Source organism: Corynebacterium sp. UMB10119B, from assembly GCF_030228125.1.
Classification (GTDB): Bacteria; Actinomycetota; Actinomycetes; order Mycobacteriales; family Mycobacteriaceae; genus Corynebacterium; species Corynebacterium pseudogenitalium.
On record NZ_JASPBG010000005.1, the window covers coordinates 1 to 21,633 of the forward strand.

Consider the following 21,633-nt stretch of genomic DNA (forward strand, 5'->3'; position numbering starts at 1 on the left):
GCATAGACAGGCGCTGAGTGCATAACTACGAGACAAAGTCCCTCGTGATGCACTCCAACAAAACATCCGCAGCCCCAAGTTGTGCGAAATGGGGATTACTACCATCCTGTTACTACAGTTTGGGTTTTGGGGGCGCCCAGCAGGCGCCCAGACAGCGCCACAGCCAGCAAAAACAAGCCGAAAACCAGCCGAAACGCAGCCGAAACCCAGCTACTTCCCGTACTGCTGCAGGAAGAGCGCTTCGGCGACGGCGATGCGTTCGATTTCAGTGGGGTCGACGGATTCGTCGACGCCGTGGATGCCGCACTGCGGTTCTTCGACGCCGTAGAGGGCGATGGCGGCGTCGGGGAAGTGGTTCTGCAACGTGATGGTGAGTGGGATGGAGCCGCCGGAGCCGATGAGGGCGAGGTCGGCGCCGTCGTAGGCGGTTTGGAGGCAGTCGCCGAACAGGGCGATGGCCGGGTGGTTGGGGTCGGTGGCGAATGGTTCGTTGGCGCCGGAGATGTCCACGGTGACGTGGGCGCCGTTGGGGGTGTGGGCGTGGATGTGTTCCTTGACGGCGTTGGCGATGGCGGCGGCATCGGTGCCGGCGGGGACACGCAGGTTGTATTGGGCTTCGGCGCGGTGGTTGACGGCGTTGACGGCGTCGGCGACGGGGGTGGAGGTGAACCCGATCATGGTCAGAGCGGGGCGGGCCCAGACCATGTCGGCGGGGTTGTCCTCGGGGGTGCCGTTGAGGGCGACGCCGTCGAGGACGCCGGCGTCGGTGGCGAAGGTGTCGGCGGGGTAGGGCTGGCCGTTCCAGGTGGCGGTGCAGTCGACGCCGTCGATGCTGGTGCGGCCGGTTTCGTCGAAGAGGGAGTCGGTGATGCGGACCAGGGCGTGGGCGGCGTCGGGGGCTGCGCCGCCGAAGGAGCCGGAGTGGATGGCGCCCTGCAGCGTCTCGACGGTCACGTTGATCTGGGCGCCGCCGCGCAGGGAGGTGGTGAGCGTTGGGACGCCGACGGCGGCGTTGCCCGAGTCGGCGATCATGATGGCGTCGGCGCGGAAGAGGTCGGGGTGGGCGTCGATAAGTTTGCCGAGGCCGTCGTCGCCGCCGAGCTCCTCGGAGCCCTCAACGACGACCTTGATGCCGAGGTCGGTGCCGCCGTTGGCCTGGATGAGGCGCAGTGCTTCGAGGTGCATGGCGAGGTTGCCTTTGCAGTCGGCGGCGCCGCGGCCGTACCAGCGGCCGTCGCGCTCGGTGAGGGTGAAGGGGTCGCTGGTCCAGGCGTCGGGGTTGTTGGCGGGCACGACGTCGTAGTGGGAGTAGAGCAGCACGGTGGGGGCGTCGCCGACTGGGGCTTTGGTGGCGATGATGGTGTCAGCATTATCGACGGTCGCGTGGCGGGTCACGTCCAGTCCGAGGGCCTCGAGCGCGGAAACGGTCCAGGCGCAGGCAGCTTCGTGCTGGTCGGCAAGCTCAGGCGTGGAGTGTGGGGAGTTGAAGCCTACGAGGGCGGAGAGGTCGTCGAAAATGCGGTCGCGGTTTGGGGTAAAAGCTGTTTGTGTCATGTGGTCGAAAGTACCACCAACCGGAGGAGTACAATCCTTTCCGTTCGTTTTTATGCCTATATATTGAAAGGTCTTGCAATGGCCTCGACGATGCGTGAGTTGACGCTGCGCGGGATCATCATTGGTGGCTTGATCACCTTGGTGTTTACTGCTGCGAATGTGTATTTGGGGTTGAAAGTCGGGTTGACTTTTGCCACGTCCATTCCGGCGGCGGTGATTTCTATGGCGGTGCTGCGGAAGTTCGCCGGGCACAATGTGCGCGAGAACAACATTGTGCAGACGATTGCCTCGGCCGCGGGTACGCTGTCGGCGATCATTTTCGTCCTGCCCGGCCTGGTGATGGTCGGTTACTGGCAGGGTTTCCCCTTCTGGACGACAGCCCTAGTGTGTGCCCTGGGTGGCACGTTGGGCGTGATGTATTCGATTCCGTTGCGTCGCGCGCTGGTGACTGGTTCGGATTTGCCGTACCCGGAGGGTGTCGCGGCGGCGGAGGTGCTGCGCGTTGGCGACGGGGACAATGGTGGCTCGGAGCGTGATCACGCGGAGAACTCTGAGGGGTTGCGTGTGATTATTCTTGGTGCGATTGCGTCGGCGTTCTATTCCTTATTGACGGCCATGAAGGCGGCGGCCAGCGAGGTCGCCGGGTTCTTCCGTGTTGGTGGGGGCGGCACGATGATGGGTGGTTCGCTGTCCTTGGCGCTGCTGGGCGTGGGCCACTTGGTGGGCTTGTCGGTGGGGATTGCGATGCTGGTTGGCGTCGTGATTTCCTTTGCAATCCTGTTGCCGATGAAGTCGGCGGCCCATATGGATGAAGGCCTGGAGCTTGCCGAGGTGGTTTCCACAACGTTCGCGGACGAGATCCGCTTTATCGGTGTGGGCACGATGGCGGTGGCGGCGCTGTGGACGCTGATCAAGATCGCGAAGCCGATTGCGACGGGTATCGCTTCGTCATTGGCGGCGTCGAAAAAGAGGCACGATGGTGTGGCTGTTGATGTGACGGAGCGCGACATCCCGTTCCCGATCGTCGCCGGTGTGATTGTGGCGTCGATGCTGCCGATTGGCCTGCTGCTGTGGAACTTCGTGCGCGGCACCGACATCCACGAGCACGCGCTGTCACTGACCATGATTTCGGTGCTGTTTATCCTGGTCATTGGCCTGATCGTGGCGTCGGTGTGTGGCTACATGGCGGGGCTGATTGGGGCGTCGAACTCCCCGATTTCCTCGATCGGCATCATCGCGGTCCTCTCGTGCGCACTGCTGATTGGCGCGTTCATGGCGGGCACGGACGCGAATGCGGCCTCGCTGGTGGCGTACACGCTGTTTACGGCGGCGATTGTGTTTGGCATCGCCACGATTTCGAACGATAACCTGCAGGACCTTAAGACGGGCCAGCTCGTGGGGGCGACGCCGTGGAAGCAGCAGGTGGCGCTGATTATTGGTGTGCTGTTCGGCTCGGTGGTCATCCCGCCGATCCTGCAGGTGATGCTCACCGGCTTCGGCTTCCAGGGCATGGAGGGCGCAGGCCCGGACGCGCTCGCGGCACCGCAGGCGGCGCTGATGTCCTCGGTGGCGAACGGCATTTTCAACAGCTCGCTGGATTGGGGCTTGATTCTGCTGGGCGCGGGCATCGGCGTTGCGCTCATCATTATCGACGAGACCCTCACCCGCACCACGGGCAAGTACAGCTTGCCGCCGCTGGCTGTGGGCATGGGCATGTACCTGCCGGTGTCGGTCACGGTGATCGTGCCGATCGGCGGGCTGATCGGATACATCTATAACCGTTGGGCGCAGGTGCAGCGCCACCCGGACTTCGCGCGCCGGATGGGCACCCTGGTGGCCACGGGCATGATCGTGGGCGAGTCCCTGTTCGGCGTGCTCAACGCGGCGCTGATCGCTGGCGCGGCGGGGGAGAGCCCGCTGGAGGTGTTCACGGAGCAGTCCTGGACGCCGTGGTTCAGTACGGCCCTGTTCGTTGTGCTGGTGTGGTTCGTGTACTCGAAGACGCGCTCCAAGGTCACCTCGGTTGCCGAAGATGGTTCCTTGCACTCGGCGGGCGAGAGTGCTAAAACTGTGTCTTAGCACTCGGGGCAATTGAGTGCTAACGCGGGTGAGGTTGGCCACGCGCCAACCGTGCCGTCGCGGGCGCCTGCACTTTACGACGAATACAAGGAGAAAACTTACATGGCTAAGATGATCGCATTCGACGAGGAAGCACGCCGCAGCCTAGAAAACGGCCTGAACACACTAGCCGACGCCGTCAAGGTCACCCTTGGGCCAAAGGGACGCAACGTCGTCCTGGAGAAGTCCTGGGGCGCACCAACAATTACCAACGATGGCGTCACCATCGCCCGCGAGATTGACCTCGAGGACCCATACGAGAAGATCGGCGCCGAGCTGGTCAAGGAAGTAGCCAAGAAGACTGACGACGTCGCCGGCGACGGCACCACGACCGCAACAGTCCTGGCACAGGCGCTGGTCCGCGAGGGCCTGCGCAACGTCGCAGCTGGCTCCAACCCAATGGGCATTAAGCGCGGCATCCAGGCAGCGACCGAGAAGGTGTCCAAGTACCTGCTGGACAACGCGAAGGAAGTAGAGACCCAGGAGCAGATCGCCTCCACGGCTGGCATTTCGGCCTCCGACCCGGAGATCGGCAAGAAGATCGCTGAGGCGATGTACGCCGTCGGCAACGGTGCTGTGAACAAGGAGTCCGTGATCACGGTCGAGGAGTCCAACACCTTCGGCGTTGACCTCGAAGTCACCGAAGGCATGCGCTTCGACAAGGGCTTCATCTCCGCATACTTCGCCACCGACATGGAGCGCGGCGAAGCCGTCCTGGAAGACCCATACATCCTGCTGGTCTCCTCCAAGATCTCCAACGTCAAGGACCTCGTTCCGCTGCTGGAGCAGGTCATGCAGTCCGGCAAGCCACTGCTGATTATCGCCGAGGACGTCGAGGGCGAAGCCCTGTCCACCCTCGTTGTGAACAAGATCCGCGGCACCTTCAAGTCCGTCGCCGTCAAGGCACCAGGCTTCGGCGACCGCCGCAAGGCGATGCTGCAGGACCTCGCCATCCTCACCGGTGGCCAGGTCATCTCCGAAGAGGTCGGCCTCTCCCTGGAGACCGCTGAGTTGAGCCTGCTGGGCCAGGCCCGCAAGGTTGTCGTCACCAAGGATGAGACCACCATCGTCCAGGGCGCCGGTGACCAGGCCCAGATCGACGGCCGCGTCAAGCAGATCCGCGCCGAAATCGAGCACTCCGGCTCCGACTACGACCGCGAGAAGCTGCAGGAGCGCCTGGCCAAGCTGGCCGGTGGCGTCGCAGTCATCAAGGTTGGCGCAGCCACCGAGGTTGAGCTCAAGGAGCAGAAGCTGCGCATCGAGGACGCCGTCCGCAACGCGAAGGCGGCAGTCGAGGAAGGCATCGTCGCCGGTGGTGGCGTCGCCCTCCTGCAGGCCGCCCGCGAGCTTGTCGACGACCTCGGGTTCGAAGGCGACGAAGCCACCGGCGTGAAGATCGTCCGTGAGGCGCTCTCCGCGCCGCTGAAGCAGATCGCCCTCAACGCTGGCCTGGAGCCAGGCGTCGTTGCCGACAAGGTGGCCAACCTGCCTGACGGCCAGGGCCTGAACGCCTCCAACGGCGAGTATGTGGACATGATGGAAGCCGGCATCAACGACCCGGCAAAGGTCACGCGCTCTGCTCTGCAGAACGCAGCCTCCATCGCGGCCCTGTTCCTCACCACCGAGGCCGTCGTTGCCGACAAGCCTGAGCCAGCCGGTGCTGCTGGTGCAGGCATGGACCCAGACGCCATGGCAGGCATGATGTAAACCGCTAGTTTCTGACTGGCTTTCTCCCGGGCGCCCCGCTTTCGCGGTGGGGTGGCCCGGGGTTTTTGCGTGTTGTGGCGTTGTGGTTGGTCGGGCTTCGGGTTGGGGTATGGCTCTTCGGTTTGTTCGAGATTTTGTGAACAGAATTGCGTGTGGCTCGGCATAGGTTTCGCGCTGTTTCCACCTCGATTTCGTTCCCGTCGACCTCTTCCCGTCGACCAACCCAGGTCACGGCAATTTGGGCTGTTTCACGCGATTTTGCTGATTTCGCGCTGATCAGCGTTGGTCGACCGGAGGAGGTCGACCGGAATGATTGTGGCGGCAAAGGGCCTTGCGTCGGCAGCGCTGAAAACTCCCCCATAAGTGGTCAGAAAGTATGAGGAATCTCTAAGAGTTTTGGAGAATCCTGACGGTCAGAATGTCTAGCGTTAACTGACAACCGGCTACATATGTAATGGTCAACGAATAAAACCGGTTTGCGCTGCATAAATGGGTCAATATGTCGGCTGAGAAACCTTGAGATTTCGTACTAAATGACTTGGACAAAGCGGGGGGGGGGGTGCTTAAATTCAATGCGTTCCCAAAGTTGGGCCACTGGCGCGTGCGCAAGAAACCTAACTTCTTGAAGTGCGCTGAGGGCCCCAAGAGACCTCTTTTGGAAGGAAACCAAATGACAATTGCCCTCAAGAAAACCGCCGCGATCGCAATCGCAGCAGGCCTGACCTTCGCCGGCTCTGCTGGCATCGCTGCGCAGGACGCGATGGCGCAGGAGAACGGCCCAGCTGTCGCGAAGTCGACGATCGATGTCGCCAAGAAGGGTTCCATCACCCTCTACAAGAAGGCTGACCCAGAAAGCCTTGGTACACCTACGGGCGAGGAAGACACCACGGTCAAGGGAGAAAACCTTAAGGATGCTGGGTTCACCCTGTACCCTGTCACTAATGCTGACCTGACGACAAATGCAGGTTTGGTGGCCGCATCAAAGCTGACCGCGGGTAGCGCGAAGCTTGGAACCCCGTTCGCAGAGGTGAAGACAGATAAAGACGGCAAGATTGTCTGGTCAGACCTCAAGGTTGGCGTCTATCTCGTTAAGGAAACTTCTCCTGTAGCGGGTTACTCCCCGGCAGCTGACTTCCTCGTGTTCGTGCCGATGACGAAGGCCAACGCTCAGGCTGGTGGCACGGAGTGGATGTACGACGTCGTTGCTTACCCGAAGAACTACAAGCAGAAGGAACCGAAAAAGTCTGTCGTTGACTCTGGCAAGAATGTAAGCCAGCAGGTTGAGTACACGATCGATACCTGGGCGCAGACGATCGATACTGATCGTCAAAAGCGCACCATCTACCGGATTGAAGATACTCTCGACCCGAAGGCTTCAACCACGGAGAAGGACGTCCAAGTTCTCGGCAACGACTTCGAGCCATCCGACTACAAGATCAAGGTTGAAGGTCAGAAAGTTGTTGTTACCTTCACTGAAGCTAGCGTAGCAAAGATTAAGAACGGCCAGCAGATCTCCGTCAAGATCACTGCGAAGGTCAACGAGATGCCTGCTAATGGCATCCTGAAGAACACCGCTGTGCAGATCGAGAACAACCCGAACAATGTTCAAGAGGAAAAGAAAAAGCCGACGAACGATGTCGAGACTCGTTACGCTGGCATCCAATTTAAGAAGGTGAGCAAGGAGCGTAAGCCGCTGGAGGGTGCTGAGTTCCAGGTCTACGGTGCCACGGATGGCCAGGACTGCAAGGCAGCGGTCACTAACGATAAGGCGCTTCAGACCACTGAAGGTAAGAGCACGTTCGTTTCTGGCCAGGACGGCATGGTGAAGATTGATGGTCTGCACGTCAACGACGGTGCAAACAACGATCCGAACACCAAGAACCAGTGGACCAAGTACTGCCTCGTTGAGACGAAGTCCCCGAAGGGCTTCGAGCTTTTGTCCCAGCCAATCGAGTTCACCCTGCTTTGGAAGAACGCTGGCACCCTCCAGAACATCAAGGTGGGCGACAACGATGGTGAGGTCGTCAACTTGGAGGACACTACGCCGTTCCTGCCAAACACCGGTGGTATGGGTATTGCCATCCTGATCCTGGCTGGTCTTGGAATCATCGGTGGCGGCGCATACGTCGCTCGCCGTAACTCCCAGGCCGCCTAGGTTCCATGGCCCTGATGTCGCGCTTTCTTAGCGCCACATCACGCCGTCGGCGGAGGGCGTAAAACTCCGCCCAGTTTTCCAAAATATTTCCCAACAAGAAAGACGTTGATTTCTGTGACTGCACCAACGAAGGCGAAGCACAGGCGGCAGCCTGGAGCGAAATCGCTGTTTCAGCGCGTCGGTGTTCCAGCTATCATCATCCTTCTTGGGCTGGCTGTTTTGATGTATCCGGTAGTTGCTACGCAGTGGAACAACCGAATGCAGGAACAGGTGGCAAAGGATTACGAAGCTCTGCTGCATGACCAGCCAGAGCCGCAATTGAATACTGAGATTGAAGCCGCCAGAGCGTACAACCAGGACCACAAAGACGGTCCAATCCTTGATCCATGGTTGGCTCGAGTTTCAAAAGATAATGCGTCGTATCAGGAGTACTTGCGGCAACTCGCAGGGTTTCCTGCGATGTCCCAGATTGTGATCCCAAGTACGAATACCCGCTTGCCGGTCTACCACGGTACTGCGGAGGATACGCTGCAAAAGGGTCTTGGCCACATGTTTGGCACGGCACTTCCGGTCGGTGGTGTGGGCACGCACTCCGTGATTACGGGACACACTGGGATTCCTACTGCCACCCTGTTCGACAACCTTTCCGACATCAAAGTCGGCGACGCCATCTATGTATCCACGTTTGGCGAGCGCATGAAGTACAAGGTGTACGACATCGAAGTTGTCCTGCCGGATGAGACCGACAGCCTGCGCGCCGACCCCGAGCGCGACCTGCTGACGCTGATCACCTGTACGCCGTACGGCATCAATACGCACCGGTTGCTCGTCCACGCGGAGCGAGTACCCATGGACCCAGACGAGGCCAGCGTCCTCGACGACTCCACCTCCGCCCTGCAGTGGTGGATGTGGGCACTCGGCGGGGTGTCCCTGCTGATCCTGCTGGCCCTGATCTGGTGGATTATCCGCGAAAAGAAGAAAAGCGACCGCAAGGACGCGATGATTGAGGAGGCTCTGTCCTGATGCGTGTGTCCCAACTTTTGGCGGCGTGTGGTGCCGCGGCGTTGCTCGCCACTGGTGCGTTGACGCCCGCTGTGGCTGATGTGCGCCCAATTAGCGGCAATGATGCGAAGCTGGACCCGGCGAGCATCGATAAGAATAAGCCGATCCAGCTCCTGCTGAAGAAGCAGGGCACCAACCCATATGATGAGGTCCCGGCCGGCCAGAAGCCTCCAGCCATCGCCGGCGCCAAGTTCACCTTGTCGAAGGTGCAGGGCATCGACATCACCTCAGAGCAAGGCCGCAACGTGGCAAAGAAAACCACGCTTGACGACGCCCGCACGCGCGGCCTCGACGTCATCGAAACGAAGGCGACGAACCAGCGCGGCGAAGTCCTCTTCGACAACCTCACCCCGGGCCTCTACCTGGTCGAGGAGTCCGCACCGGACACCAAGTACGAGTACCACCTGAGCAGTCCGAAACTGCTCATCCTGCCGCTGCCGGACGAGCGCGGCATCCGCTACGAGTACGAGAACGTCCTGGTGATGAAGTGGGACAAGAGCTACGGCACCCCACCACCGTGGGAGCCCTCTGAGCCGCCATCAACCACGACGCCACCGACCACGCCAACAAAACCTGGCAACACGGTCACCACGACGAAGACGACGACGTCGACACCCCCGCGGGTGAGCACCACCATCCGCACCACCTACACCACGACCCCGCCGAACGGTACCCCGACCACGGTGACGACCACGGTGCCGTCGACAATCGTGACCACGAAGCCCAACGGCGTGGTCACGACGGTGACCCACCCCCGCGCCATCCCCGAGAAAGAGCGCGGGTCGCTGGCGTCCACCGGCGCGAACGTGCTGTGGGCCGCGGGCCTAGGCGGACTGTTGATTGTGCTGGGGTTGTTCCTGGCGCGGCGAAGCAAGAACGACGAGACACGGTAAAGAAGCGGAGTTAGGAAAGAAAGATGCGAAACTTTGTCAAACCTGCAGGTTCTCCTGCTCGGCATCGTGCTCGTGGACTTGCTGCCGTAGTTGCCTCGGTAGCGTTGGCCGCCGGCCTGGGCGCGTACCCAGCCGTGCAGGCGGAGGAGACCACGGCGGTCTCCGACATCACTACCGACGACGCCGGCCTGCCCACCTACTCGTGGATGGACGACGACACACCGTCGTCCTCCGCCACGCCTTCGGCGCCTGCCGCAGCGTCGGCCTCCAATCCGGCCTCTGCATCTGCTTCGAAACCAGCAGAGGCCCCGGCCACCGCGAACCCCGTGACCGTCGAGCGCAAGGGCGACATTGACCGCATCGTGGTCAACGACCCCGAGGGCGAGGCATGGGAGTTCGGCGGCAAGGCGTCGAAGGAAAACATTTTCGCGCTGCAGCGTGAAGGCAAGGGCGAGATCAAAGAAGTCCTGTCCGTCACCGCTGACGGGCGGAAACTCGAGCCTTACGACTACGGTTTCGTGAATACCGCTGATAGCGGTTTTGTGGCGTTCAACCTGAACGCCCTGCACACGATTCCGCCGGTGGATGTTGAGATCGAGATCCGCACGACCGATGCCGGTGAGTACGCGATCGCCGAGAGCACCGAAGTGCCGTCGGAGGCCGAGCTTGCCGAGTCCGGGTACGGGAAGGGGCGCCCGGCGGAGGAGCAGCGTAGCGATGAGGAACGTGCTGCAGCCCCAGGTGGCATCCCTGGAGTGCCAGGGCAGCAGGATCAAGAGTTTTCCCTTACCGATGCGAAACCTGATTTTTTGGGGGACAACCCCCAAATTGAATTCAAGATCAATGAGACTGGCAACTGGCGAGTGACCAGGTTCGCCATCAAGAAGAACAAAAACGATAACAATACGAAGGGCATTTCTGGTCCAGTTCGGATCCGCGTCGTTCGCCAGGGCGCGGTCGTCGTTGACCGCACGCTGGATTTTCCGAATGCAAAGTACTGGCAAACAAACGCGAAGGGAAAGTCCTTCGACACGGAGTTTCAGCTAATTCCGAGTATTACCGACCTCTATATCAAGGGTGGCGACTCGGTAATCCTGAATCCCGTGGCACCTCCAAACGGTATTTACCGGGTCCAGATGTGGGGCCAGGACATGGACAATAAGCCTCAGGACCACAAGGTGAATGTCGCAGGTGATGGTATTCCAGTATCCTCGCACACGACTATTGGCGACAATCCGTACGAGACAACATTCGATGTTCAAGCGCGTTCTAATTTCTCAAGTGCAACAGTAACTCTGAGCCCTTCAGTCCGATTAGAAGATGTGTTTTTCTCTATTCCAATTGAGCAAACGGACGGTATAAGGCTCGAAAATAAAGTTGAGACCTACTCGGATCGTGTGGTTATTACATGGTTCCCGACGAAGGACGGCCGCCGAATCGACTCGGTACCGGTTTCGGCAGACTCGACTGTGACGCTTCGGACTTCCTACAGATCGGCTCCAACCAGACCCGAGGACATCACTTTGCAAGGCTCCCTCGCGGCTCCGGTAGAGAAAGATCTTCCGATTCTTCCTTCAGCCGACGCTGACGTGTTGCCACTTACGCACGGCGATAAATGCGAGCTTCGCGATGTAAAATCTGTTCATCGACAGCCACCTCGCTTACTTTCCATTGCGGAGCAAAAATATGGCTTCCGACGATTTATCGTCGCGAGCCCACAAGCCTCTAGCAATAGAACTTCTTCGCAGCTGTATCTTCAGGTAGAAGACGGACAAGGTGCATTGCAGTCAGAAAAGATCGGACCCGCCAGCGGGTGGGTATATAACGCACTTGCCTACAACGAGAACGATAACTACCTCTATGCTGTTAGTCAGCCCAGGATTTCGGTGAAGACGGGCCACAAGGATGACCCTTGTTTCCCCGCAGGCCACTTACTGCAGATAAATCCTTATACGGGTGAAGTTTTCGATTTGGGCAAGCTTCAAGGACTTGATGGATTTCTTCCCGAGAATCATCCGGACAATACAACATCCAACGATCTCGGTAGCGGCATCAACGCAGGTACCTTCGATGATGACGGCACATACTGGGTCGCAGGTGCGTCTGTATGGGGTAGTGGCCGTCTTTACAGCGTGAATTTAGACACGATTACTGCAACGCTAAAGCCTGCAAAAAACGTGACTCTGCAAGCCAAAACTATCTGGAACCCGGGACAAACATTCCGTACGGTTTCAGAGGACTTTGTTGCCATCCCAGGTGCGAAAGGGTATCTGTGGGGCCTGCAAAGTGGGTGGGCGCAAAGCGATGGAAGGAACAAACAGCGCGTTTTCTTGGAACGTATTAGCACGAGCGGTGGTGCCCCCCTGCGCGTGGATATTACCGATATGAAGATGCCTGATGGGCAGACCGTCGGTCAGTTGCTCAACATTACAGACCAAGCGCCTGTTTGGGGACAAGCATGGGTTGAAGAAGACGGATCGATTGCTTTCGGAAAGGGTGGCCGGTCTTCCGTGGACTCGAACACAACGGAAGTAATCAAAATTAAGGTCGGGAACCCGACGGCGAAGGCTCCAAATCTCCTAAAAGTCGAAGTAGTCGGCGCTCAAACTGCACCGTCCTCATACAATACTGACGGTGCATCGGCAAAGGCTCCTACGACGACACCAGAACCAATTGTTCCAGACGTCACCAAAGAAGCGATTGGACAGTCTGCGAAGAAGCAGGAAGACGGGACCTATATAGTAAAATACCAGGTAAATGTAACAAACCCAGGAAATCGCGAGGCTGCCTATAGTAAGGTAGTCGACACTCCAACGATGCCGACGGGGATTGTTGTGAAAAAGACTTCTTGGTCCTTGGTCGATGAATTCGGGAAATCGTACGCCACGACATTTCAAACTGGCCAAGGTCCGTTTGTGCTATCTGGCGGTGGAACGATACAGCCGAAGGGGCTCAATCGATTTGGTGCTACAAGTAATGGCATCCATCAATTTAATGTTGAAATGACAATCTCTCTCGATGCCTATACAGGAAACGAGACTGGAGATGAATGTGCACCCGGCAAATCGCTTTTCAACTCTGTACAAGTTGGGCCCAAGGAGGCGAAGGCCTGTGTGCCTCCGCCAGAAGTAGAGAAAAAAGCTCGGCTTGTGATTGCAAAGATTTCTTCCGATGCAGTTTCGCACGAGCTATTGAAGCCAGAAAACCGTCTAGACGGTGCTGAGTTTATACTTCAAAAACTGGACGAAAATGGCCAAGTCATCGGTAATGGAATCCCAATGATTTACGATAAGGAGAATCGAATCTTCAAGTCAGAAGAATTGGAGCCGGGTCACTATCAGCTCGTAGAGACTCGGTCGCCTCAAGACAGTCTGGGTGTTTACAATCTTCTTGTGAAGCCGATTGTGTTTTCGCTGTCGGTGGACAACGGGAATGTGACGATCGCGCTAGATGAAGATGCCAAAATTGTCGCGACGCAGGTCGATAAGGCAGTGGCACCGAGCTCCTGGCAGCTTACCTCCCAGGATGCGGTACTGACCGTTGCCAACGTCCGCCAGGGCAACCTGCCCAAGACTGGCGGAAGCGGCCTGCAACTGCCGATCCTCCTCGGCGGTGCGCTCATCGCCGCTGGTGCGTTGGTGGGACGACGACGGGTCGTCGCTTAGTGGAGAGTGCGTCCTGAGCGCGTGACGTTACGAACAAGCTGACGGGGCTTGGCGCTGATCAACAGTGATCGGGGCCAAGCCCCTTCGGGACTTTGGAGTGCAATCGACCAATTGCCGACAAGTGGCGCTACGGTGTAATGTCTTCGCTCCCGGTTTGAAAGTGAACCGTCTGACTAGAAAGCAGATTTGGTAACGCGTGAATCAGATTCGACTTTGGGCTTGTGGCAGCTCGGTGAGCGGACAAGGGCAAAACGACGGGCGAAGCCTTCCATCTGGTACCGTAGAAAACGTTAGGCCCGAGGCTACCGGCTCTCAAAGGATTGCTTTTAGTTGCGTCAAGGTCTCTCGGGGTGCTTGTTTTTAGGGGGGCATCGGGGGAGTTTGAACATGCCCCTTTTGAGGCTTATGGGAGGCCGCGCTCAGAGAAGATTGTGTTCTTTGGGTTGGTGGGGCCGTCGTCGATAAGGAAGACCTGCACCCGTGGCGATGGTGACTCTCAAATTACGAGCCTTGCCCTCGACTTCTTGTGTGTGCACATTGTGAGTACAAGAGTTTTGGGAGGCTGAAATGGCTGTGAAGGATAGACGACTGAATCTGCGTACATCGGCAGTGCAGGAGGAGTGCCTGCGGCGTGCGGCGGAGGTGACGAATTCCTCGGTGTCGCAGTTCGTGCTGGAGAGTGCTGTTGAGCGCGCTGCCAGGGTGCGTGCTGATCAGCGACTCTTCGCGTTGGGGATGGACGATTTTTCTCGTGTGGAGGAGTTGCTTGCCCAGCCTGCGGACTTTTCTCGGCTAGGTGTTTAGAAGATTGAAATGGTAGCGGCGTGGTGAGTATCCGGTAGCACCTGAGTGAGTACCCGGTAGCGCAGGGATCACCCAGGGGCCACGGAGACGTTGGAGGGTTACTCGTTGGCTTCTAAGCGCATATTCGGTCCTTCCAGCGTGATGATCTCAGCACCAACGACAAGCCGGTTGAGAATCGACTCTGCAATGACCGCGTCAGGAATCGACGCATACCAGTCTTTCGGGGTGAACTGGGAGGTCACAATCGTCGAGCCGGTATGTTCGCGCGCGGCGAGGATATTAAATATCTGATGCGCCGTGGCAGCATCAATCGGCGTGGTTAAAAAGTCATCCAGGACAAGTACGTCCACGTTGTGGAGTTGCTCAATGAACTTCAACCGGGTGGGGTTATCGGGCTGTAAGACTGCAAGTTGTGCTGCAAGCATGTCCGTGCGGTAGAAACTCGCGGAGTAATCGTTGCGGCATGCCGCGTTGATTAATGCTTGGGCCAGGTAGGTCTTGCCGACTGAGGATTTGCCCAGGATGACAATGTTTTGTCCCAAATGGCACCATTGACCATGAGCGAGTCGGCTGATTTGCTCCGGGTTGATGTTGCGGGCAGGTGTGCACACCACGTTTTCAAGACAAGCATCAAGGTTTGGCGATCGGGATGCTTTCAAAAGTTTGTTGATGCGTCGTTCACGCCTGGCCGCGACTTCCTTATCTAGTGCGTAGAGCACCTTTTGTGAAAACGTCCACGTGTCGAATGCTGGGTCATTAGCAATGTCGATCACGGTTTTACCGAACGCGGTCATACGCAACGCGGTGAAGTCAGCAAGGACAGATTCATCAAGAAATCGATCCATTGGCGGGGTTGAGTTTGTCATGAGTTTCGGGTTCCTTTCTTCATAAGGTTGTCCATGCTGAACTGGTCTGCGCCGCCAAGTAGTGCCCCAGTGGTATCGCGATGTTCAATCACAGCCGAATCAGGCAAGATTGGTGGAGTAGTGCGTTGTGCTTGGTCGAACCCGCGGGGTCGGGTGGTGTGCTCTTTGCGTACCGCGGCCATCATGTTTTTCACTGCGGTATAGGACACGGCACGTCGGCTGCCATCATTGGCTGTCAGGCGCAGGCAGGCCTCTTCCAAAATGGGTTTGTTGGCGTGTTTGCCCATCGACTACACGTTGCGACACGACTGATAAGCCTGGGCCGGGATTGCTTTTGCTGCGATGAGCTCTTCGATGACTTTGCGTGTTGCCGGCCCAACTTTGCTGGCTTCACGGTAGAAGTACTCACTCGTCCACAACCCGCGTGTGGTATCCATGCCTGAGGGAATGTGGTCGCAGTCAGTGACATAGGCCCCGCGTGTATGTGAAACCCGGTGGGTTGCAACGGTTTGAACTGCATCAAAGACTGTCAGTACCTGGCCGGTGATACGCACATCGACGGTGCGCCCAACGAGTTGATGCGGTACCGAGTAGCGCACCGTGGCAACAATGATGTGGAAATCTGGTGCGACTTTCGCGCGTTTCCATTCGGTGTGCTGCCATGGTGTTTGCGGTAGATCGGCAAGAAGATGCTGCTCATAGGTTTCAAACAGGTCCCGGCGGCTTGATTGCTGACTCCGAAACGGCGTGGCATCGTTCATTGCATCGACAAGGCTGACAATCTTGTCATTGAGCTCGTCAAGATCAACACACTGGTGACCATCGAGTGCATGGATGATCTTGTGTGTGACGATTTTGACTGCGGCTTCCACATTCGCTTTATCTTTCGGTCGACGCGGGCGGGCAGGAAGAGCTGCAGTGTTGTAGTGCTCCAAGAACTGTTCGTAGGTGTCATTGACCTTCCGGTTTCTATCTGACGTACTGATTGCGTTCGACGCAGTCGACGCGTTATCAGGCACGACGACTTGGCAGACACCACCGAAGTATTCGAGTGCACACCGGTGAGCATCAAGCCAGGCCTGTTGGCGTTGGTCAGCACACGCACAGGCAAACAGCATCCCTGAGTATGGAAGAGAGGCGACAAAGATACTGACTTTTGCACCCGGTTTCCCGGTTGGGTCAAACAGTCGCATCTTGGTGTCTGCCCAGTCGACTTGCATGGTGTGTCCTGGTGCGTGTGTGATGCGTGCTGAAAGCCCGGTCGCGTCGACATGTGCTGCGACAAGTTGGCGGAACCTGTCGTAGCTGTAGTGACGCTGCCCCGGACCGGCTGGGGTGGTGGTGTAGCGTGCCCATAAGACTTGCAGGGTCTGCTTTGTACGTCCTGTGCGGGCTTTGACGACTTTTTCGAAGTCAATCGGGACGAATTCACCTTGCCCGGTACTTCGTTTGTCAACGAACAACTCGTCTAGCTCGTTGTCTGTCAGCGCTGCGACTTGTTCAACGGTGCTAAACCCACAGGTTCGCAGTGTGTGGTTCGCGCGTGCGATTGCACGGTGCGAGCACCCGAGTTGTTGTTCTATTTGGCGATAAGAACGCTGTTTGATCAGCAACGTCATTATCGCGCGGTAATCCGTCATGAGCGGACTCCTTCCGGTTGATGCCACACCCGTGTGGTGTGGCTACCGGAAGTATGAACGTGAGGAGATGTGCAGCGCTACCAGATACTCACTATTGTGCTACCGGATAGTCACGACACTGCTACCAAATAGCCGGTCGCAACAGGCTAGGTACGCTTTTTGCGGAGGAGACTTCTTTTGGCAAGGAGTTCAGCTTTGGACGCTGATGGGATTCTTCACCCGCCACGTCGGTTGGAGAAGTCGGATAATCGGGCTGAGTTTCGGTGCGGGGAGGCGTCGCTTGATACGTGGTTTCACCGCTACGCGATGCAAAACCAGGGTGCCACCACTGTGCGGTGTATGGATCGACGTGGAATGAGCGGGCGCTGGTTACTATGCGGTGTGTACTGGGGGCATCGTCGCTAAGGCTGCGCCGGAACGTTTTGTGAAGGGGCGGCCGGATCCCATTCCGGTGATCATCCTTGCGCGACTTGCGGTTGACCAGGATGCTCAGGGGAAAGGCGTCGGCAAGGCGCTGCTGCGTGATGCGTTGGAGCGCTGCTTTACCGTTGCCGTTGAGGTCGGTGCCGCGGCGGTAGTTGTGCACGCGCTGGATGAGCAGGCGAAGCGGTTCTACATGCAGCACGCGGGGTTTCAGGAGCTGCCGGGCCAACCGTTGCATCTTCTGCTGTCGGTGAAGGGGATAGAGCGGTACATGGCGTGAGGGGGGCTGTGCTAGCTCCGTCTGGCCAGACAACTTGGAAGCTTTGTTGGCGTCGTCCATTGGACGTGCTCTAGTCCATGACTATGACTGCCCACAGACAACAATGTCGCTGATTGACGCTTTGCCGAGAACAGCAACGCTGCATTGTCCCTTACTTTACAAAGAATGCTGCTCGGTCCTCACTGTAAAGAAATGCGGCCTAACCAATATCGTCAGTCGTAGAGGCGTTTAGGAGAGAGCCGAGAGAGCAGTAACGTTGTTTCCGAACATAGGCACTACCTTTTCCGCTTTTACTGTGGTGGACGATGCTTTTCATCTTCTTGGTTTTCTGGAGATCCTGCTTGTCGGAGAGAATGAAAATCTGATAAGCGCCCTCTATGTACAGCGGATTTCCGCTACTGTCCTTCATAGCTTTCGATGCTCTAATTGCGTCAGACACAATCCTATCGTTGGGGTTTCCCGTTTCCTCGAGTCGTTGAGCTTCTTTGTCGTTCCAGGGCACGTGGTCTCGTCGCTCCAGAATCTCAGGCACCAAAGGTTTTATTTCCTTGTTGTTATAGAACGCTATCCTTGACACATCTCGGAAGAACCGTCCCGGTTGGCAAATGTAGACGCTTGTGTCCGTGTAAGTTTTCCACGCTATTTTCGCCGGGACGATTACAGTGTTTAGGGGGTTTACTGGGCGAGAGTCATATGTTTCGTGGCATTTACTTATTTCCCTAAGCCAATTTTCCGCAGAACTGTTGATCCATCCAGTAACCAGGAATATTCGATCTATCTCGAAAGGTATATCAACGCCCAGTAGAGAATCATGGTGGGCGACCCTATTTCTAAACTTTCTAATGCCCTCCACATGGCTCATTACTTCAGATCGTGGGCGACGCGCATTTGGGAAAGCGTTGTGTAGAGCTGTTTGCCAAAGTTCGTCACGCTTTTTGGAAAGCATATTTGTCCAAAAGCCAAACGTGAGGCGAGAAACTATCTGGTCTCTACTTTCGAAGTTGAACCGGGCTGAGTCTTGTCTAGCATCCCGTATTTTTTCTTCTAGTCCCTTGGCCAGGCTCGTGTTCATAAGGAACCAGGGAATGCCTCTACTGCTTTCACTAAAGTGGACAGCCAAGGTGGAGTCTATAGAGTGCCGCAATATAACTTCGAAATGAGACAGTAACTCCATGCAGGCTGAGGACATTCGGGCGTGCCATTCGTAGAGGCGATCCGCATCTTTGTCGTCACCCAAAGATTCTTGCTGGTAAGGGGCAAACCTCGGGGCAGGAAGGATGCCATCGTGCACAAGTTCGCTTGCAGATACCATGTGTTAACTGTACACTAGGTGGCGAATGCCCTGGATTTGGTCTCTGCCTAGCGCATGCTCCCAGGGCTTTTAAGCTGCTTTCTTGCGGATGAGGTAGGGGATGTGATGGTCGCGGTGGGCGCGTTCCCCGTGGTCTAAAGCGTTAGATAGATGTCGAGCGATGGGCATGTTGCGTGTTTTGGACGTCTGGAGCAGGTTTTCCCGACCAGCGTTGCACTCCTCTAACACCTCGACGCGAATGGTGTTGAGTACAAATAGCACCACGCCCTACATGGGCCAATGCTCCTTTGCCATGACCAGTGCTCTGCGAGCAGTCGCTGCGCTTTTTGCCTTGTCCAACGCCGATACTTCTTCCTGCGAGAGGTGAAGTTCATTTGCGAGGGCTTGTGACAACCACTTCGGAAGTTCCCCGGGAGATTGGTTCTAGGTGGGTCGGGGTTTAAAGCGTTAGATAGATGTTGAACGATGCAGGTCGCGCGGTTTGGTTGTCTCGGGCCGGTTTTTGCCTACCAGCGTCGCACTGCTTTAGGCCCTCGACGCGAATGGATTTGAGAGGGCTAGTGCCGCCCCGAGATCTCAACAACTCTGTTCAGCGAGCTGCCGCAATTTGCAGGTTTTTGTCCTGGCGCTCGAGGGTCGTTGATGGCGTCGTCAATGGGGAGGACCCGCGTACTGAGCGATTGGTGCTGCGTAGCTACGTGTTGTGGTTGCGAAGTTCGGCCACTAGTTCGGGCCGAGGGAAAACCCGCCTCCGAAGATCGCGGGGAAACCATGTGGAAGCACCACCGAAATGAGGAGCTGTCATAGCGCCGACATTGGTTTGCTTTTACAGCCGGGTGAAAAAATCTGGTCTAAGGGGCGTATGCCGGTCAACATGGCTCGGGCTGTTCGTTTTTGTAAGTGTGGATGCCTGTTAGCCAGGGGTGTTCGGTATTACCGAACGTTCGCTAATGTCGAACGCTTCTTGTTGGTGGGTGAGCGCTTTGGTCACAACGGGCCACGCTCAGTGAACTTTCAGAAATGGGGGACGGCGAAATAATGGTTCGGATGTCGCTTCTATACAGGAAGTTTAAAGGAACGGTGGAAGAATAGTTCGCAGCCACATGTATAAACGCATTTCTGCAGCTTAGGTAGTATTTATGCTTTTGTGGAATGTGCTGGGGAAACTTACTTGAAAGTTTGTGGATGTGTTATGTATGTAAGGTACACGCGCCGGGTGCCCCTAATGTGAGGTGAATCATTTTCAAGGCCTTGACGTGAGCTAAAAATACGTGCAAAATTAGCCACTAAGACACCCCAGCAGGGGGTCGAGAATAAGAAATTCAGATATCCGGGCGAAATGCCCACTATGTCATAACCTGTAAGGGGTAAGTATGGATCTCGCAGTCATCACCGACGCGTTGAAGGACTTCAGCACCTTTGCTGGCAACATTGTCAAGCTGTTCCGTCTCGTTCCGGACCTGCTGATCAACTTCGGTGAGCTGGGTCAGAAGAAGACCGAGCTGCCAAACTAACAAAAGCTTAACGAGAATCAACCCACTAGCTTTAACACTCAAAGGAGTAAACACATGCAGGCACTTGAGAACTGGAAGTTCCTCTCGTCTGACGACCACGTAGCTGGCGCGCTGCTCACCATCCTGAAGCAGCTCGGTGAAGGTGCAGACGCTATCGCGAAGCTGATCGGTCTGATTTCCTAAGACCCCCTGATACAAACCCCGCCACAAACGTGGCGGGGTTTACTCGTTAGGACGGGCGTGGGAAAACGGGGGTGGCGTCGATAAATAAAAACCAACAAACAGCGCCGATACGGGGGCAATGGGGTTAAGCTAAATACATGGCTGACCACAAGGATGACGAACTCCCAATGATCGACCTCGCCGCCGTAGAAGGCTGGATCGTCGACGACACCGATGAAGATGACCCGGCGCTGCTCATGCCGGACGGGACGCCAATCGAAACCTGGCGCGAAAACTACCCCTACGAAGAACGCCTCAGCAGGCACGAATACGAAGAGCAAAAGCGTGCCCTCCAAATCGAGCTGCTGAAGTGGCAGAACTGGACCAAAGACACAGGTCAGCGTCACATTATCATCTTCGAAGGCCGTGACGCAGCAGGTAAGGGTGGCACCATCAAGCGCTTCAACGAGCACCTCAACCCGCGTGGTGCACGCACGGTCGCCCTGGAAAAGCCGAGCCCGCGCGAATCCACCTCCTGGTACTTCCAGCGCTACATCCAACACTTCCCAGCCGCCGGCGAAATCGTGTTCTTCGACCGCTCCTGGTATAACCGCTCCGGTGTCGAGCGCGTCATGGGCTTCTGCACCGAATCCCAGCACGCCGAGTTCCTCCGCGAAGTGCCGATGCTCGAGAACATGATCCTGGGCTCCGGGATCTCGCTGACCAAGTTCTGGTTCTCCGTGACCCAGAAGGAGCAGCGAACCCGCTTCGCCATCCGCCAGGTGGACCCCGTCCGCCAGTGGAAGCTCTCGCCGATGGACCTCGCGTCCCTGGACAAGTGGGACGACTACACCAACGCGAAGGAAGAACAGTTCCGCTACACGGACACCGACGAGTCGCCGTGGATCACCATCAAGTCGAACGACAAGAAGCGTGCCCGCCTCAACGCGATGCGCTACATCCTGAGCAAGTTCGAATACACCAACAAGGATCATGATGTGGTGGGGACGCCGGATCCGCTGATCGTGAAGCGTGGTCGTGATCAGATCGGGGACTAGGGAGTAGGCCTATCTGGGAGGCAGCAACGGAAGGGTGGGACTTTCCGTTGCTGCTTTTCTGTTTGGGGCGCTTGGATTGGCGGGGATTTCATGCACGATGTCCCTTAAGGCGACTAAGGCTCAATTTTTGGCATGGGATAGTCATCACGCGCGGAGTCGGGGTTTTGTGAACAGAATTGCAGATGGGAGTTATCCCCTCAAGCACTCAAGCCCTAAGCGGGGCTTTCAATAAAGGTGCAACGCAAGAGGCCCCCAAAAGATGGGGGCCTCAAGGATGGATGCACATGCGCCTGGCATGTGCTCGCTAGTCGGACACTCTAGCATGGGTAGCCCGTTTGCATGCAAAGCTTGTTGTACAAAGCCGCGCTGCTAACAAGTAATGCAGAGGGCGACTTCTGCGCGGAGTTGGTGTGGGATTAA

16 protein-coding genes are annotated in these 21,633 nt (G+C 57.1%); 11 read left to right on the forward strand and 5 right to left on the reverse strand.

What is annotated here, in order from left to right:
- Positions 1 to 210 precede the first annotated feature (210 nt).
- Positions 211 to 1,554: a dipeptidase gene (locus tag QP802_RS05610; RefSeq protein WP_284817768.1), complete on the reverse strand. Its 1,344-nt coding sequence runs from the start codon at positions 1,552 to 1,554 to the stop codon at positions 211 to 213.
- Between the two features lie 78 nt (positions 1,555 to 1,632).
- Between QP802_RS05610 and QP802_RS05615 the strand changes: the two genes are divergently transcribed.
- The 7 genes from QP802_RS05615 (at position 1,633) to QP802_RS05645 (ending at position 13,958) form a co-directional block, all read left to right on the forward strand.
- Entirely contained in the window at positions 1,633 to 3,633 is a 2,001-nt protein-coding gene (locus tag QP802_RS05615; protein WP_284817769.1) for an OPT family oligopeptide transporter, read from the forward strand.
- 102 nt (positions 3,634 to 3,735) lie between these two features.
- Positions 3,736 to 5,379 (forward strand): chaperonin GroEL, encoded by a 1,644-nt coding sequence (gene groL, locus QP802_RS05620; protein ID WP_284817770.1) that lies wholly within the window; start codon positions 3,736 to 3,738, stop codon positions 5,377 to 5,379.
- Between the two features lie 670 nt (positions 5,380 to 6,049).
- Positions 6,050 to 7,534 (forward strand): SpaH/EbpB family LPXTG-anchored major pilin, encoded by a 1,485-nt coding sequence (locus QP802_RS05625; RefSeq protein ID WP_284817771.1) that lies wholly within the window; start codon positions 6,050 to 6,052, stop codon positions 7,532 to 7,534.
- A 114-nt stretch (positions 7,535 to 7,648) separates the two neighbouring features.
- Positions 7,649 to 8,557: a class C sortase gene (locus tag QP802_RS05630; RefSeq protein WP_284817772.1), complete on the forward strand. Its 909-nt coding sequence runs from the start codon at positions 7,649 to 7,651 to the stop codon at positions 8,555 to 8,557.
- Positions 8,557 to 9,489 (forward strand): SpaA isopeptide-forming pilin-related protein, encoded by a 933-nt coding sequence (locus QP802_RS05635; RefSeq protein ID WP_284817773.1) that lies wholly within the window; start codon positions 8,557 to 8,559, stop codon positions 9,487 to 9,489. The genes QP802_RS05630 and QP802_RS05635 overlap by 1 nt, the downstream gene beginning before the upstream one ends.
- Positions 9,490 to 9,512: 23 nt before the next feature.
- Positions 9,513 to 13,154 (forward strand): DUF6923 family protein, encoded by a 3,642-nt coding sequence (locus QP802_RS05640; RefSeq protein ID WP_284817774.1) that lies wholly within the window; start codon positions 9,513 to 9,515, stop codon positions 13,152 to 13,154.
- A 573-nt stretch (positions 13,155 to 13,727) separates the two neighbouring features.
- Positions 13,728 to 13,958, forward strand: coding sequence for a type II toxin-antitoxin system TacA family antitoxin (locus QP802_RS05645; RefSeq protein ID WP_284817775.1), 231 nt, complete (start codon positions 13,728 to 13,730; stop codon positions 13,956 to 13,958).
- A gap of 98 nt (positions 13,959 to 14,056) precedes the next feature.
- Here QP802_RS05645 and QP802_RS05650 read toward each other — a convergent pair whose 3' ends face one another.
- Genes QP802_RS05650 through istA form a run of 3 tightly spaced genes read right to left on the reverse strand, consistent with a single transcriptional unit; the run spans position 14,057 to position 16,464 of the window.
- Positions 14,057 to 14,824: an ATP-binding protein gene (locus QP802_RS05650; protein WP_284817776.1), complete on the reverse strand. Its 768-nt coding sequence runs from the start codon at positions 14,822 to 14,824 to the stop codon at positions 14,057 to 14,059.
- Positions 14,821 to 15,111 (reverse strand): hypothetical protein, encoded by a 291-nt coding sequence (locus tag QP802_RS05655; protein WP_284817777.1) that lies wholly within the window; start codon positions 15,109 to 15,111, stop codon positions 14,821 to 14,823. The genes QP802_RS05650 and QP802_RS05655 overlap by 4 nt, the downstream gene beginning before the upstream one ends.
- Before the next feature lie 3 nt (positions 15,112 to 15,114).
- The gene (gene istA, locus QP802_RS05660; RefSeq protein ID WP_284817778.1) at positions 15,115 to 16,464 is read right to left on the reverse strand and encodes an IS21 family transposase; all 1,350 of its coding nucleotides are present in this window, start codon (positions 16,462 to 16,464) and stop codon (positions 15,115 to 15,117) included.
- A 379-nt stretch (positions 16,465 to 16,843) separates the two neighbouring features.
- On the opposite strand from istA, the gene QP802_RS05665 reads away from it, so the two are divergent.
- A complete protein-coding gene (locus tag QP802_RS05665; RefSeq protein WP_284817779.1) occupies positions 16,844 to 17,167 on the forward strand; it encodes a GNAT family N-acetyltransferase in 324 nt (107 codons plus the stop codon).
- Between the two features lie 199 nt (positions 17,168 to 17,366).
- Here the strand turns inward: QP802_RS05665 and QP802_RS05670 are convergent, their stop codons facing one another.
- On the reverse strand, positions 17,367 to 18,029 hold the full coding sequence (locus QP802_RS05670; RefSeq protein ID WP_284817780.1) for a hypothetical protein: 663 nt from the start codon (positions 18,027 to 18,029) through the stop codon (positions 17,367 to 17,369).
- Between the two features lie 1,823 nt (positions 18,030 to 19,852).
- On the opposite strand from QP802_RS05670, the gene QP802_RS05675 reads away from it, so the two are divergent.
- The 3 genes from QP802_RS05675 (at position 19,853) to ppk2 (ending at position 21,213) form a co-directional block, all read left to right on the forward strand.
- Complete coding sequence (locus QP802_RS05675; protein WP_284817781.1) at positions 19,853 to 19,993, forward strand: PorH family porin; 141 nt, start codon at positions 19,853 to 19,855, stop codon at positions 19,991 to 19,993.
- 54 nt (positions 19,994 to 20,047) lie between these two features.
- Positions 20,048 to 20,176, forward strand: coding sequence for a hypothetical protein (locus QP802_RS05680; protein WP_284817782.1), 129 nt, complete (start codon positions 20,048 to 20,050; stop codon positions 20,174 to 20,176).
- Positions 20,177 to 20,313: 137 nt separating this feature from the next.
- Entirely contained in the window at positions 20,314 to 21,213 is a 900-nt protein-coding gene (gene ppk2, locus QP802_RS05685; protein ID WP_070478171.1) for a polyphosphate kinase 2, read from the forward strand.
- Positions 21,214 to 21,633: the final 420 nt, after the last annotated feature.